Genomic DNA, 14,408 nt, shown 5'->3' with positions numbered 1-14,408 from the left:
CCGCGAACCGGCTCCCGGCCGCCCGCAGTCATCGTCGGCCGGTACGGTCCCCGTGGAGCGTGAGCGAGGGCGCCCGGCCGTACGCCCTGCGGTACATGTCGGCGAAGCGGCCCGGGTGGGCGAACCCCCAGCGCATGGCGATCTCCGTGACGGTCGCGCCGTCGCACGGGTCCGCTGCCGCGAGGTCCGCGTGCGCCCGCTCCAGGCGGACCCGGCGCAGATGGCCGAGGGGTGTGGTCCCGGCGTGGCGACGGAACGCGTACTGCAGTGCGCGCGGGGTGACCCTGGCGGCGGTCGCGATGTCGGCGAGCGTGAGGTCGCGGTGGGCGTTGTCGTCGATGAACGCGACCGCCCGTCGGAGCGTGCCGCTGCCGGCGTCGCGGGTGTCGACGCGAGCGGGCGCGGTCCTGGCGGTGTGGGGCAGCGCGGACAGCACGGCTGCGGCCAGGTGGTGCGCCGCGGTGGAGACGACCAGAGCGCCCGGGGAGGACCCCGCATCGTTCAGCACGGCGTCCCGCAGGTAGAGGACCGCGGCGGTGAGCCGGTCGTTCCCGTCAGCGGTGGTCGCCCTGGGGGCCGTCAGCCTCACCGGCCCCGGCCCGGCCGTCCCGCCGGCGACGGCCATCCGGTCCAGCAGGACGGTGTCGAACATCGCGATGGTGTAGCGCGCCGCCCGCACCTCTCCCCGGTACGGAAGGTCGGGCTGGGCGAGGAGAAACGTCTCCCCCGGGCCGAACACCGTCTCGCGGCCACCGGTCCGGTCCACGAGCGTACCGGCGTGCATGCTGATCAGGCAGACCTTTCCGAGGCTGCCGGCGTCGTACCGCATGTCGTAGCCGAGCACGAGGCGGTCCACGCTCAGCGACCCCATCGCTCGTCGGCTGATCCGCACCCGGGCGTCGCTCACCGGCCCCCCGATCCGCATCGGCGTGTACGCGGATGAGAGGAAGGCTTCCGTAGCGTCCAGGTTGCCACTGCGAAAGTCCAAGCTGTCCATGTGCCCACTCTCTCGCACCCACCGCGTCCGGGTGAAGTGCGCGCTACGCCCGCTCCGGCAGGGTACGGCCCGAGCCCGGCGGGTACCTCCGGGGCCCGGCGGAAGCTACGGGGCGGACGCGCAGATCAGCGCCCTCGTCAGCGGCGACGGCGCACCCGGGCGGGCAGTCGGGCGGTCGGGCGGTCCGGCGGCGGCAGAACTCCCCCCCGCACGATTGGTTCGCATACATTCGGGTAGACGTGCCGGGTGACGTGGACGGCGCAGCCCGCCCACGGGACGGGAGGCCGATCATGGCGACAGCAGGTTCGCAGACGCCCCGGGGTTCACGGACGCCCGGGAGCCTGGAGCGACCCGATCTGCACGCGAGGGCCGCGGCCCTGGGATGGTCGGTGGAGGACGCCGATCCACGACCACGGAGGACCCTCCGGTTCGCGCGGTCCGGCCTCGCCGTGGAGTCGTTCTTCTCGGACGACGGCAGATTCCTCTTCACCCGTGTCCACGGGCCTGCCGGGCCGGGCGAGGAACTCGACCTCCTGTCGACACTCGACTTCCTGGAGCGCCACGGGACCGGGGCCGACGGCGGGCGGGTCCGGGGCGGAGCCGCTTCCGCCACGGCCGCCGCACGGTCGGGCGACGACACCGCCCGACCGGCCGCCGGCCCGACTCCCCAGGAGACGCCGCCCGCGGAGAGCAGCACCACCGCCGGCATCTCCACCCCGGAGTCTCCGGAGTTGCGCCGGGCGTGGGGCCCGTGGCCGATCATGGTGGTCGCGGTCTTCGTGGTTTGCGTCGTGCTCTTCTTCGTCGCCCGGATCGCGGGTTGGTGAGGAGGGCGTGTGGCGCCGGTCGCGCACCGCCCGGGGCACCGGAGCAGCCTGACGCGGCGTCAGCCCCGAACCGTGTACGAGGTCTTCTCCGCCAGGGTGCCGTTGCGGAAGCAGAACCGGAAGACGATCACGTCGTCGTTCCGCTCTGCGGATTCCGTGGAGAGCAGGCGCAGGCACCCGGAACCCTCGGGCACGGCCGGTTCGCCCCTGCTCAGGTCCTCGGCGAGGATCCTGGTGAAAAAGCTTTCGCCGTCCGGCAGTTCGCGGCGGACGTCCGCCTCCGGGGTGCCGACCTGGACGGCGTCGTACTCCTTCCCCTCGATGAAACCGTCGCGGTAGTTGCTGTAGAGCAGCCAGCCTCCGAGGGCGAGGAGAACGAGGAGGAGCACCCCGATCACCCCACAGCCGATCAGGCAGCCGTTGCGTCGCTTGGTCGTCGTTTCGTGCATGGGGACCACTGTCGCGAGGGGCCGTGGCGAGGGGCTGTCTCCGAAAGTCTCGCGTGTGATCGACTTCCGGTGCGATTTTCCGACCTCCGCCGACCGGCCGGCCGGCGCCTGCGGGCGCGGAGCATCCGGACCGGGGGTGGCCGCCGGACATCACGAAACCGGAGGTGACGCCCCGCCCTCCACGGCAGACTGGACACCCTGGCGTCGGAGCCTCTCGGCGGCCCCTGGGATGTCCCGGCACCGGGTTCCACCGACCGACTTCGACTCCGCCGATACCGATGCCGATGCCGAGGAGTCGTGATCGTGGAGAAGTTCGTTCCGAGGTTCCAGGGCGCGCCGTGGCCCGACGGCGCCCGCGTCCTGCACGTCTACGCCGTCCCGGACGTGAGGAGCAACGGCCCGCTGGCCCGCCTGGTCGGCGCGTGCCGAAGCGCGATGAGGTCCTACCCGATCACCCCGATCGGTGACGACACGCTGCACTGCACCGTCGAGATGATCGCCGACACCACCGCGGACAGGATCACGGCCGACGAGCGCGACGACCTCGTCGCCGCCCTGCGCAAGCACGTGGCCGCCACGGGCCCGCTGGAGGTCACGGCCGGCTCCCCGATCGCCAACCGCTTCGGCGCGTTCCTGGACCTGTCCCCCGACGACGGACTCGTCGAGCTGCGCGAGCGGGTCCGCGACGCGATCCGCGAGGTCCGCGGGCCCGGCGCACTGCTCCACAACGGCGGCCGACACCACATCTCGCTCGGCTACGCCTGGGCCGAGGCGTCCTCCGACGCGTTGCAGACGGCGCTGCGGAGCCTGGCGCCGAGCCACGCGCGCCTCCGCTTCACCGGCCTCCGCCTGCTCGACGTGCAGTTCCGCCTGTCCCCCCGGCCGGACGGCGAGTCGGCCTGGGAACTCTCCTGGGAACCGGTCGCGGACATCCCCCTCGCAGGTGGTTCCGGGGACACCCCGCCCTCGCGGACCGCCGGCTGACTCCCGCTCACCGGCCCGCCCCCGTGTCGACGGCTCCCCCTCCGCCACGGCGACGGCGAACCGTCGGGCGCGGATGCTGCCGGGAACCCTCGCAGCGCCGGCCCGACGACGCGCGGGGCGGTCACGGCTGGCCGACGGACCGACGGACCAGCGGGCCGACGGTCGCGGCACGCCGACCGGTCAGCGGTCCCCGGTCGGCCGGGGCGCACGCAGGTGCACGCGCTTCTCCAGCTCGTCCTGGTCGACCAGTTCGAGCATGGGCTTGCCCGGCGCGCACATCATCGTCACCACGAACCGGGTCCGGGCGTCCGTCAGCGCGTTGCCGTCCTGGTAGTGGATCACGTCACCGCCCGGCTCCCAGAACGTGCCGCCTGCCTCGACCACCCGCTCGGGCTCGCCTTCGAGTTCGAAGCGGACGGCGCCTTCGACGACGTACCCGAAGGCCGGACCCGAATGGCGGTGCGGCGGAGTGCCGGGGTCGCCGGGTGCCCACTCGATGTGGACGGTCATCGCCGAGGCCCCCTCGGGGACCGTGGTCGGCGAGGCGTCCTGCAGCATCGTCGCCGCCCTCATCCAACCCTCCGACGCGCCACCGTGGTCGGCTCCGTGCCCGTGCCCGTGCCCGTGCGCCGTGTCCTTGACCGTCATCGCCTCGTACCCCTCCGTCGGTTCACCGTTCCGGGGGGCGGCGCACCGTCCGGCGGAGGCCCGGCCGCCGCGCTCCCCCGGCCGTTCGACGATAATGACCGGACACTCCCCGGCGTTGTGACACGGACGTCCGCAGGTCGCGAACGACCGCTGCCCACAGGGGGTTTCGGCTCGGATCGGCCCTCAGGACGATCTCTCCCGACCGCGTGCGCACCGTACTCGAACGGCTTGTACCATGAGGCCCTCACGGCTGGAAGGGACGATCATGGACGCCGGCGCCGACGCCAATTCGCTCGACCGGGCGGCGAAGGACTTCCTCGCGATACGCCCGCGACTCTTCGGCATCGTCTACCGGGTGCTCGGCAGCACGGTGGAGGCCGAGGACATCGTCCAGGAAGCATGGGTGCGGTGGCAGAACACCGACCGCGCGGACATCCTCGAACCCGCCGCGTTCCTGGCCACCGTCACCACCCGTCTGGCCATCAACTTCGCCCAGTCCGCCCGGGTCCGGCGCGAGTCGTACGTCGGTCCGTGGCTGCCCGAGCCGGTCAACACCGGCGCGGATCCCCAGGTGGGGGCCGAGCGGGCCGAGGCGCTCGAACTGGCCGTCCTCCGGCTCCTGGAGAGGCTGAACCCGGTCGAGCGGGCGGCCTACGTCCTCCGGGAGGCCTTCGACTACCCCTACCGGCAGATCGCGGACATCCTGGAGACCAGTGAGGCCAACACCCGTCAGCTGGTGAGCCGGGCGCGCAAGCACCTGGCCGCCGCACGCCGGGAGCGTGTCAGCTCCGCCGAGCACCGGCGCCTCCTGGAGGTGTTCCTCAGCGCCGCGCAGACGGGCGACCTCGCGGTGCTGGAGAAGGTGCTGGCCGCGGACGTCGTCAGCTACTCCGACGGCGGAGGAACGCGCGGCGCGTCCAGGATCCCGGTCGTCGGGCGTCTCCCCGTGGCCAGGTACCTGGTGGCCTTCGCCCCGCGGTTCTGGCCCGGAACGGAACTCCGGTGGGTCGAGGCCAACGGCCGGCCTGCCGTTCTCATATCGTCGGCCGGGGCCACCACGGCCCTCCTCTGCGTGGACGTGTCCACCGAGGGGATCGAGACGATCATGTGGTTGATGAACCCGGCCAAGGTGTCGCCCTTCGTGGCGTCCCTGGACGGCTGAGGCCCCCCGGGGCGCGCAGCGCGGTCGCGTGACCGGCCGCGCTGCGCTCCCCGGGGGATTCCGGAGATTCACCCGGGTGCCGCGTCACAGATCAGCCGGCCGTCCGGTCTACCCGTGTGGGGCGGGACCGACCGGTGCGCGGCGAGCGGCCGATCGGACCGCCCCGGACAGGTCAGAAGGATCTCCGCGAGAGGATCACCCCCATGAAGGTCGTAGTGATCGGTGGCACCGGACTCATCGGCTCGAAGCTGGTCGCCAGGCTCGGCGAACACGGCCACGAGGCGGTGGCGGCCGCGCCCAACACCGGCGTCGACACACTGACGGGCGAGGGCCTCGCCGAGGTCCTGGAGGGCGCCTCGGTCGTGGTCGACGTGTCGAACTCCCCCTCGTTCGAGGACGAGGCCGTCCTGAGGTTCTTCCGCACTTCGACCGCCAACCTCCTGAAGGCCGAGGCGAACGCCGGCGTGACCCACCACGTCGCACTGTCCGTGGTCGGCACCCGGCTGCTCCAGGAGAGCGGCTACTTCCGTGCCAAGCAGGCGCAGGAGGAGCTGATCACAGCCGGTGGGATCCCGTACTCCATCGTCCACGCGACGCAGTTCTTCGAGTTCTTGAAGGGCATCGCGGATGCGGCGACCGACGGCGACACCGTGCGCCTGGCCCCCGTGAGGATCCAGCCCGTCCACTCCGACGACGTGGCCGCCGCCGTGGGCCGCACGGCCGTCGGCAGCCCCGTCAACGGCATCGTGGAGGTGGCCGGACCCGAGGCGTTCCGGCTGGACGAGCTCATCCGCAAGGGGCTCGCGGACAAGGGTGACCCGCGCACGGTCGTGGCGGACCCGGCCGCCCCCTACTTCGGGGCCCGGCTTCAGGAGGCCACCCTCCTCCCGGGCCCCGACGCCCGCCTCGCGGAGACCCGCTACACCGACTGGCTCGCGCAGCAGGGCTGAGTCCGCTCGGGGTGGCCCTGTCGCGAGGGCCACCCCGGTCCGGCCACCCCGGCCCGGCCACGCCGACCGCCGGACGGACTCCGGGCGGACTCCGGGCGGACGCCGCCTACCGGTCGGAGCCCAGGGGCTGCCGGTCTCGGGCCGCCGTGCGGCCGGCTCCTCGCTCGGCGCACCCGATGCGCCCCGCGAGGAGGAGCAGCACGACCGGAATCAGGCCGCGCGGGAAGCCGGACGGTTCGAGGACCCAGGCCCCGCCGAGCACCCACGCGCCCAGGGCCCGGCCCCGGTGGGGCGGTACCTGCCGGTTCTCGACCCCGGCTCCGACCGAGGTCGACGCGTCGGCCCCTGGTAACTGCGCGGGGGCGGGGGCGGGGCGGGAGAGCCGTCGCGGTCCGCCTCCCCGTGGTTCCGATTCGGCCATCCCCGCGCACATCGCTCGCGGTCTTGCCGCAACTCCCCATGGTCATGGGAAAGTTGCCGGGCAACCGGGAAACCGGACAACGGGGGAAGGTGGTCGGAGCATGGGTACCGAGGTGCGTACGGTCGAAGTCCCGCTGGGGGACGGTACCGACGGGGTGCTGCGGGTGCAGATCCGCGAGGTGGACGAGTCGCTGGCGAGGGTCGGGCGCGGCGGTGGCGCCGTCGCGCGGGCGTCGCGCTCCTTCGGGGAGATGCTGGACGGCATCCGGCCGGTCGCGGACAGCTTCGTGAGCCGGCTGGGCGGTCTCGTCCACCGGCCGGACGAGATCACGCTGGAGTTCGGGGTCTCCCTGTCGGCCGAGGCGGACATCGTGATCGCGAGCACCGCCACCGAGGCCAACTTCTCGGTGACCCTGACCTGGAACTCCCCGGCGCCGCTCGACACTCCGTAAGGGGCCGGAATGACCATCGCGAGCGGGTCCGCGAACGCGGACGCCGCGCTGGGCTCCGCCATCGTCCGCGTCACGGGCCCCGACGGAACGGTCGGCGGCGTCGGGTTCCTCGTGGCCCCGGACCTGGCCGTGACCTGTGCCCATGTCGTCGCCGACGCCCTGGGCCTGCCGCGCACGCAGGTCCGGGAGCCGCAGGGCACCCTGACCCTGGACCGGCCCCTGTCCGGCGCTGCCGGCCGGGCCGCGGCGGGAGTGACGTACTGGGTCCCGTTGCGGGCCGACGGCACCGGGGACATCGCCGTCCTGCGACTGGCGGCACCGATCCCCGGCGCGACCCCGCTGGCCATGGCCTCGCCTGCGAGCGTGTGGCAGCACCCCGTACGGGTGGCGGGATTCCCCGCCGTCTCCCCCGGCGGCGTGTGGCACGCCGGGCGGCTGCGCGGCGCGACCGCCGAGGGGTGGGTGCAGCTCTCGGGCGCCGACCAGCAGGGCGTCAGCGTGGACAAGGGATTCAGCGGCAGCCCCGTCTGGGACGAGCAGGCCGGGGCCGTCGTCGGGATGGTCGTGGCCGCCCAGCTCTCCGGAGCCCGGCAGAGCTTCATGATCCCCACGCAGACCCTGATCGCGGAGGTCCCGCCGCTCGCTCCCGTCCTCACCCCCGCCTCGCCCTTCCGGGGCCTGGGCACCTATCAGGAGGCGGACGCCGAGGTGTACTTCGGCCGCGACGGCGAGGTGGCGGACGTGACCGCCCTCCTCGACTCCGGCCCGCGGACCTGCGTGGCCGTCGTCGGCCCCTCGGGCTGCGGGAAGTCCTCCCTGGCCCTGGCCGGAGTGGCGCCGCGGATGCGTGCGCGGGGCTACGAAGTACTCGTGGTGCGCGCCGCCGACGGGATCCCCGTACGCACCGCCCTCGCGGCGGAACTCGCCCGGCTGGCCCGGCCGGAGCTGCGCGCCGGACCGGCGGGGCCGCGGTACCTGGAGGAGTCCCTGATCCGCCACGGCCTGCCGGTCACCGCCCGGCTCGCGCTGGGCGAGCGCGCCCAACGCCTTCTCGTCGTCCTCGACCAGGCCGAGGCGGTCCTGCCCGACCCCCGGCGCGCGGACGACCTCACCGTGGGACTCCTCTTCCCCGAGCCGCGCCCCCCGGGGCTGCGCGTACTCGTCACCCTCCGGGCCGACTTCATGGAGGCGGCGCTCTCGCACCCCGTGCTGGGACCGGCCCTGGACCGGGCCGCCGTCCGGCCGCTGCTGCCGATGACCCGTGCCCAGATGTCCGAGGTGATCCTGCGGCCACTGGCCCGCATCCCCGCCTTCTCGTACGACCCCGGGCTGGTCGCCCGGATGCTCGACGACGCCGGCACCGGGCCCGGTGTCCTGCCCCTGCTGGGCTTCGTCCTGGCGCGACTGTGGGACGAACGGGCCCTGGGCCGCCTGAGGTTCACCGCGTACGAGGAGATCGGCGGGGTTCGCGGCGCCCTGGGCCGCCACGCGGAGGCCGCCTGGCGGGACGGCATCGCGGAGGTCGACCGGGAGGAGGCCCTGCGGCTGCTCACGGCGCTGGTCAGGCTGATGCCGGGAGGCGAGGCGCCGCTGCGCGGGGTGCTGAGCCGGGCCGAGGCCGGGGAGGGGCGGTGGCGGATCGCCAGCCGGCTCGCGGAGCGGCGGATCCTGGTCGTCGGCGGGGATCCGGAGCGCGGCCAGACCGTCGAACTGGCCCACGAGGCGCTCATCGGCGCCTGGCCCACCCTGGCCCACCAGGTGGCGCAGGACCGGGAGTTCCTCACCTGGCGCGCCGGCTTCCGCCACGACCTCGACCGCTGGCGCGAGCTGGACCAGGCCCGGGACCAGCTCCTGACGGGCGCACCGCTCGACACCGCCGTCGCCCAGGTCCGGGCCCGCATGAGCGAACTCTCGATTCCCGAGAGGGAGTTCTACGAGGCAAGCTTGGCCCGGCGCACCGAGGAGGCCTCCCAGGCCCGCTGGGCCAAGCGGCGCAGGAAGGCGGTGATCTGCCTGCTGAGCGCCCTGCTGGTCGTCGCCGGCACCTTCTCCTGGATGTTCTACGGGGCCAACGGCAAGCTCGGCGAGGACCTGCGGCGGGCCGCCTCCCCGCAGCTCGCGCAACTCGCGGGCCGGCTCGACGACGTGTCGCTCACCACCTCGGCCCTGGTGAGCGCCGCCGCGTACCGCACGGACCCGGCCCCCGAGGCACAGACGGCCCTGTTCGAGCAGTACGTCCGCATGCGGCACGTCGAACAGATCGTGCTGGAGGGCAAGGGCGAGGTCCGGGACACGTTCATCAGCGAGGACGGCAAGCACGTCACCGTCGGCCTCCACTCCGGCGACCTCCTGGGGGTGGACCTCACCACCGGATCGCCGCACCTCTCACAGATCCGAACGGGGGTCGTCCGGCTGGTCACGGCCTCGGCCGACGGCCGCACCGTCGCGACCTCCACCCCCTACGGCCTCGTCACGGCGGGCACCCGTCAGACCGACGGCAGCTGGCGGACGGTGAAGCTGCGGGACACCGCGCAGGCCCGCGACAACGCGCGGGCGGCCTCGGACATCCGCTTCGACGCCCCGGGGCAGCGGCTGCTCGCAGCCGTCCCCGGTGAAGGGGTCTCGGTGTGGGAGACGGCCACGGGATCGCGGGTCGGCGACACCCTCGTACCCCCGGCCGGCTGGAACGCCTCGCACGCCTGGTTCGGCCCGGACGGTGCCACCGTCATCGGCCGGATCGTCCCGGAGGGCGCAGCCGCCGGCGCGAACGGCAAGCTGGTGCGCTGGCAGCTGTCCGGCGGCCTCCGGGACGAGGAGACCTGGGGCAGCCAGGAAGTCGGGCAGGTCACGGTCAGCGCGGACGGCTCCACCCTCGTGCGGTGCACCGCCAACGGAGTCCTCCAGGCCTGGGACCTGACCGGGCAGCCGAGGGTGAAGAAGCAGTACAGCACCAGCCAACTGGGCCTGGTCTGCCCGCTGTACGTGCCCCGGCTCGACCGGACGGGACGCTTCCTGCTCAACCCCGCGCAGCGGTTCGGGGCCGGCCTGGGCCGGTACCGGTTCCTGGTGCTGGACCTCCAGGAGGGACTGCCCGCCACGCTCGATCTGCCCGCCCCCGCACAGCAGGACGAGTTCGTCGCGGGCTCGACCGCGCTGCCGGCCGTGAGCCTCGCCGGTCCCCCCGACGCGATGAAGGTCGCGGTCAGCGCGGGCGGCACGGTCGTCGTCGCCCGGGTGCCCGCGCCCACCGGCTTCGACAGTGCCATGCTCACGAGCCTGATCCGCACCGTGGACGTGGACCACGACCGTGTCGCCAGTGTCGACGCGGACGGCAGGACCCTGCGCCTGTGGGACCTGAAGACGCGCCGCCAGCTCGCGGCCCTGCACCCCTCCGCCCCACTCGCGCGCAGCTACCCGATGTTCAGCCCCGACGGCAGGCGGCTGCTGACCGTCACGACCGACGGCCTCGGTGTCCTCGTCTGGGACCTGAGGCCGCCCGGCACCGGCACCGACCCCGGCACCGAACTCGCCGAGGTGCGCCGCCTGGTGCTGCCCGCTCCCCCGGGGATCGATCCGGCGGGCGTCGATCCCCGCACGGGCCGGACCCCGGCCTGGGTCAACGTCTGGTTCGACGGCGACGACCACGCCGTGGTCTCGGCCGTCTCCTACGTGTCCCGTTGGGACCTCCGGTCCGGCGCGCAGGCCGGGAAGCCGTACCGGCCGTCGGTCCAGGAGCCGGTCGACCTGTCGGCCGCGGCCTCCACCGTCTTCGGTGTGGCCCGCGCCGGTCACAACCAGGCGGCCGTCCGCTCGGGGGGAGACGAGATCCAGATCTGGGACTTCAAGGAGGGCAAGGTCGTCGAGAGCTTCGACTCCGAGAAGGGCACGCCCCGGCAGATGACCTTCGACCAGACGGGACGGCTGCTGGCCGTGGTCACCACCGACGAGGTCCTCAGGATCCGCGACATGGACAAGCACACGTGGCGGACACTGGCCTACCAAGGCGTTCAGTGGCTCAACGGCTTCCCCACCCCGTCCCGGCTGAGCACCGTGGCCACGGCCAACTCCTTCACCTTCTGGGACGTGGGCAAGGGCACGGAGCTGTACCACTTCTCCCCCGGCTACGGGGCGACGGGCGACTGGTCGGCGGACGGCAGCCGGCTCGCCTGGTCCGAGGGCTCGTCCGTGGAGGTACTGCCACTGGACCCGGAGACCTGGCGCCGACGCGCGTGCGACCTCGCCGCCCGCGAACTGTCCGAGGCCGAACGCGGACTCCTCCCGCCGGGCAGCCGCCCCGACGCCTGCACGGCGCCGGAGAAGTAACCCCCGCGTCCCGTCGGGACACCGGCCGGGCCCGGGGGATCCGTGACGCTCCCCACACGGGCGCTACGCGGCCGGCCAGGCGCGGTCGTCCACCGTCAGGAACGGCTCGCCCAGCACGGCGGCCGGGGTCGTGCCGGTGAACGCCATGACGTCCCGATGGAGGTGGGACTGGTCGTATTCGGCCGCCAGGTGGTCGACCCGGACGAGGCCCCGGCCGGCGACGATCCGGTCCCAGGCCCACACCACCGCCGGGTCCACCGGCGAGCTCCACGCCGACCCGACACCCAGGGCCGTCTGACCGCCGGGGCGCACGGCGAGCCGCCGCAGTCGTCCGGCGTTCGGTGACGCTCGACGGGGGCGCCACCGAAGGCCGGGATCAGCCCCCGCGGTCGGAGCGGAGTTCCCGGTAGTCGAGGTCGGGCAATCGGATCCAGGTGTCGGCGGGGCCGGTGACGGCGCGGGCATCGGCGGGCCGCAGTCCCGCGAAGGCGCAGGCCTGGGCGACGGCGTGGCCGCGGTAGAGGTATCCGGTGAGGACGTCCTCGCGGCTGTCGTCGAGGTGGGGGCCGCCACCGGGGTGGAGGCCGTGGGCCCCGCTAGTGCCGTTGCGGGCGATGCGGCCCTGGTTGCCACTCTTGGCGTTGGCGTAGAGGCCGTAGCCGATGGTGCCCACAGTGAGGCGGGCCATGGCGACCGGGGTGGAGGGGGTGTAGCCCCAGGGCTGGGTGACGACGCATCCGCCGGGCACGGTCGTGACGCCGGCGACGAGCATCCTCTCGCTCGCGTCGACCTCGTACGGGTTGTCGAGGAAGTCCTCCGCGGTCTCCTCGTCCACCGGTGTCGCGTCCAGACGGCGGATCGCCTCGGCCGCGTCGATGCCGGCGACGCAGGCGAGGCCGGTGCCTTCGAAGTGGAAGCGGCCCAGCGCCTCGACGAGGTGCCGACCGTACCGGGCGGTGGCCTGCTCGGCAGCGGTCGGGCCGGGTTGTCCGTCGGGAACGGGGAAGGGGAACAGGTCGGGGACCGGGCCGGCCAGGGCCAGCCCGCCGGGCGACCAACCGCCGAGTTGGGGCAGTCAGGGATCGGCACCGGCCGCGACGAGGACCCGGGCATTGTCCGGCCTGCCGGCCACGACGGCCTCCCACAGTGCCGTCGTCCCGTTCGACAGCGTGTCCACGTCCGAGACGCGGCCCGCCAGTTCGGCCACCACCTCGGGCGAGCCCACCGTCGCCGCCCGGTGCAGGGGCCGGAATTCGCCCCACGTATCCGGGTCGGCTCCCGCATCGAGCCGCGCACGAATGTCACCGAGGTGCCCCCAGCTGTCCCAGGTCGCACCGGTCCAACCCGTCATCCTGCTCACCCGCCCCCTCCGGTACCGAAGCGAGCACCCGCAGCCCGCGTGCGATCGTCCACAGACGATCGCACGCGGGTCCGACAGCCGCCCGGCCTGCCCCGGGCCGGGCGCAGGCCGGAGCCTCCCGCTCCCCTCGTGCCGCCGGCCTCGGTCGGTGCCGGAGGTGGAACCTGGAGGCCGCGCCGGCCACGGAAGACAGCGGGGCACGACAGCGAGCTCCTCGGTCACCCCCCGGCTTGCTCGGTGGGCTGCCCGGACCGACGGGACTGCCCGTCACCACCTCACCGAGAGTGCCCGCCGGTGGTGGGAGGATCTCGACTCCGGTACCCGGATGTTCACTTGGTGGTCCGGCTCCGAAGGAGCACGACAAGCCGCGTGCGCGGAGCTGAAGGTCTGGCTGACCGCTCGGGCTCCCTCCGTTGGACGCTAGATGATATGACCAGCCCCGGGGGCAGGCCGTAATTCGCTTGCCCCGGCGGTGGATAGGCGCTGCACTGTGGCCGGGCACCACGGCTCGTGGTGCCCGGCATCCCGGGGAGGCGGCGGCAGCGATGGAGATTCGTTCCACGAGCGACGAGGACCTTGACGTCTTCGTCGACACGGTCCATGCCGCGTTCGGACGCTTCCCGGAGACCCCGGTCGAGGGCGGCGGGCTCTGGTGGTCGGCGATCGACATGGACCGCTGCCTGCTCGCCCTGGCGAAGGACGGGCGGCCCGTCGGCACGGCCGCCACGCACGCCCTCGAACTCACCCTGCCCGGTTCGCACCTCGTCCCGGTCGCCGGTGTGACCGCGGTCGGCGTCCTGCCCTCGCACCGGCGCCAGGGCGTGCTCGGCGCGATGATGCGGCATCAGCTCGCCGGGTTGCGGGCAGGCGGGGAGATCCTCTCGGTCCTGCTGGCCTCCGAGGCCCCGATCTACGGCCGGTTCGGCTACGGGCCGGCCACCTACACGCAGCGGCTGACGGTGCCGCGCCACCGGGCCGCCCTCGCGCACCCCCGGGCGCACGGACGGGCCGACGCGCCGGCGAACACCGCGGGCACCGGCCCGGACACCGGCACGGTCGAGCTCCTGCGGCGCGCCGAGTGCGGCGGGATCCTGGAGGAGGTCTACGACCGGTACCGCCGCGCCCAGCCCGGCGCGCTGTCCCGGCCGCACCGCTGGTGGGCCCTGCGCGCGGGCCAGCCCCCGGTCTCGGCGGCGCCGCGCCACGTCGCCGTCCACCGGAACGCCGACGGCGTCGCGGACGGGTACGCCAGCTACGCGCTCGGCGAGCCCGACACCTTGACGGTCGACGAGACCGTCGCCACCGATGACGCCGCCCACACGGCCCTGGCCCGGTTCGTGCTCGGGCACGACCTCGTCACCCAGGTCGTGTTCAAGCACTTCCCTCCCGAGCACCCGCTGCGCTGGCAGCTTGCCGACTTCCGCGCCGGCCAGGTGAGCGGCGACACCGACTGGCTCTGGGTGCGGCTGCTGGACGTCCCGCGTGCGCTGGCCGCGCGCGGCTGGTTCGCGGACGGCGAGCTCGTCCTCGACGTCCACGACCCGTTCCTCGGCGAGCACGGCCGCTACCTGCTGACCGCCCGGGACGGCAGGGCCGTCTGCGTCCCGACGGACCGGGAGCCCGACCTGTCCCTGGACGTGCGCGACCTGGGCTCGGTCTACCTCGGCGGCACCGCCCCGAGTACGCTCGTGCGGGCCGGACACGTCCGGGCCCACCGCCCGGACGCGGCTGCCCGTGCCGACGCCCTCTTCCGCGCCGAACGCTCCCCGCACTGCCTGCACTGGTTCTGACCGCGCTCGCCACCCCGCGCGTGACAGCACCGCGCATGGCCGGCGC

At 73.9% G+C, this 14,408-nt stretch carries 13 protein-coding genes; 7 read left to right on the top strand and 6 right to left on the bottom strand.

Annotated elements, in window-relative coordinates; translation table 11 throughout:
• Positions 1–28 precede the first annotated feature (28 nt).
• On the bottom strand, positions 29–997 hold the full coding sequence (locus ACFWIC_RS22545) for a helix-turn-helix transcriptional regulator (RefSeq protein WP_380519861.1): 969 nt from the start codon (positions 995–997) through the stop codon (positions 29–31).
• A 290-nt stretch (positions 998–1,287) separates the two neighbouring features.
• Here ACFWIC_RS22545 and ACFWIC_RS22540 point away from each other — a divergent pair, with 290 nt between their 5' ends.
• Positions 1,288–1,824 carry a DUF6480 family protein gene (locus ACFWIC_RS22540; protein ID WP_380364346.1) on the top strand — a complete coding sequence of 179 codons (537 nt, stop codon included), beginning with the start codon at positions 1,288–1,290 and terminating at the stop codon, positions 1,822–1,824.
• Between the two features lie 59 nt (positions 1,825–1,883).
• Here the strand turns inward: ACFWIC_RS22540 and ACFWIC_RS22535 are convergent, their stop codons facing one another.
• Positions 1,884–2,273, bottom strand: a complete 390-nt coding sequence (locus ACFWIC_RS22535; RefSeq protein WP_329883802.1) for a hypothetical protein — start codon at positions 2,271–2,273, stop codon at positions 1,884–1,886.
• A gap of 303 nt (positions 2,274–2,576) precedes the next feature.
• On the opposite strand from ACFWIC_RS22535, the gene ACFWIC_RS22530 reads away from it, so the two are divergent.
• Positions 2,577–3,257 (top strand): hypothetical protein, encoded by a 681-nt coding sequence (locus ACFWIC_RS22530; protein WP_380519860.1) that lies wholly within the window; start codon positions 2,577–2,579, stop codon positions 3,255–3,257.
• Between the two features lie 180 nt (positions 3,258–3,437).
• Here ACFWIC_RS22530 and ACFWIC_RS22525 read toward each other — a convergent pair whose 3' ends face one another.
• Positions 3,438–3,830: a cupin domain-containing protein gene (locus ACFWIC_RS22525; protein ID WP_380519859.1), complete on the bottom strand. Its 393-nt coding sequence runs from the start codon at positions 3,828–3,830 to the stop codon at positions 3,438–3,440.
• Between the two features lie 340 nt (positions 3,831–4,170).
• On the opposite strand from ACFWIC_RS22525, the gene ACFWIC_RS22520 reads away from it, so the two are divergent.
• From ACFWIC_RS22520 to ACFWIC_RS22505, 4 genes are all read left to right on the top strand, one after another.
• Positions 4,171–5,067 (top strand): RNA polymerase sigma-70 factor, encoded by an 897-nt coding sequence (locus tag ACFWIC_RS22520; RefSeq protein ID WP_355405680.1) that lies wholly within the window; start codon positions 4,171–4,173, stop codon positions 5,065–5,067.
• 203 nt (positions 5,068–5,270) lie between these two features.
• Positions 5,271–6,017, top strand: coding sequence for an SDR family oxidoreductase (locus tag ACFWIC_RS22515; protein ID WP_380519858.1), 747 nt, complete (start codon positions 5,271–5,273; stop codon positions 6,015–6,017).
• A gap of 521 nt (positions 6,018–6,538) precedes the next feature.
• Positions 6,539–6,889 (top strand): CU044_2847 family protein, encoded by a 351-nt coding sequence (locus ACFWIC_RS22510; RefSeq protein WP_329883798.1) that lies wholly within the window; start codon positions 6,539–6,541, stop codon positions 6,887–6,889.
• A 9-nt stretch (positions 6,890–6,898) separates the two neighbouring features.
• On the top strand, positions 6,899–11,212 hold the full coding sequence (locus ACFWIC_RS22505; protein ID WP_380519857.1) for a trypsin-like peptidase domain-containing protein: 4,314 nt from the start codon (positions 6,899–6,901) through the stop codon (positions 11,210–11,212).
• 63 nt (positions 11,213–11,275) lie between these two features.
• On the opposite strand, the gene ACFWIC_RS22500 is transcribed toward ACFWIC_RS22505, so the two are convergent.
• From ACFWIC_RS22500 to ACFWIC_RS22490, 3 genes are all read right to left on the bottom strand, one after another.
• Positions 11,276–11,470, bottom strand: a complete 195-nt coding sequence (locus ACFWIC_RS22500; protein ID WP_380519856.1) for a hypothetical protein — start codon at positions 11,468–11,470, stop codon at positions 11,276–11,278.
• A gap of 118 nt (positions 11,471–11,588) precedes the next feature.
• Entirely contained in the window at positions 11,589–12,047 is a 459-nt protein-coding gene (locus ACFWIC_RS22495; RefSeq protein ID WP_380519855.1) for a hypothetical protein, read from the bottom strand.
• Positions 12,048–12,287: 240 nt separating this feature from the next.
• Positions 12,288–12,563, bottom strand: coding sequence for an ankyrin repeat domain-containing protein (locus tag ACFWIC_RS22490; RefSeq protein WP_380519854.1), 276 nt, complete (start codon positions 12,561–12,563; stop codon positions 12,288–12,290).
• Between the two features lie 554 nt (positions 12,564–13,117).
• Here ACFWIC_RS22490 and ACFWIC_RS22485 point away from each other — a divergent pair.
• Entirely contained in the window at positions 13,118–14,362 is a 1,245-nt protein-coding gene (locus ACFWIC_RS22485) for a GNAT family N-acetyltransferase (protein WP_380519853.1), read from the top strand.
• Positions 14,363–14,408: the final 46 nt, after the last annotated feature.

This window comes from Kitasatospora sp. NPDC127035, assembly GCF_042726075.1.
Taxonomy (GTDB): domain Bacteria; phylum Actinomycetota; class Actinomycetes; order Streptomycetales; family Streptomycetaceae; genus Kitasatospora.
The sequence above is the reverse complement of the archived record's forward strand: the minus strand, read 5'-3'. Positions and strand labels throughout refer to the sequence as shown.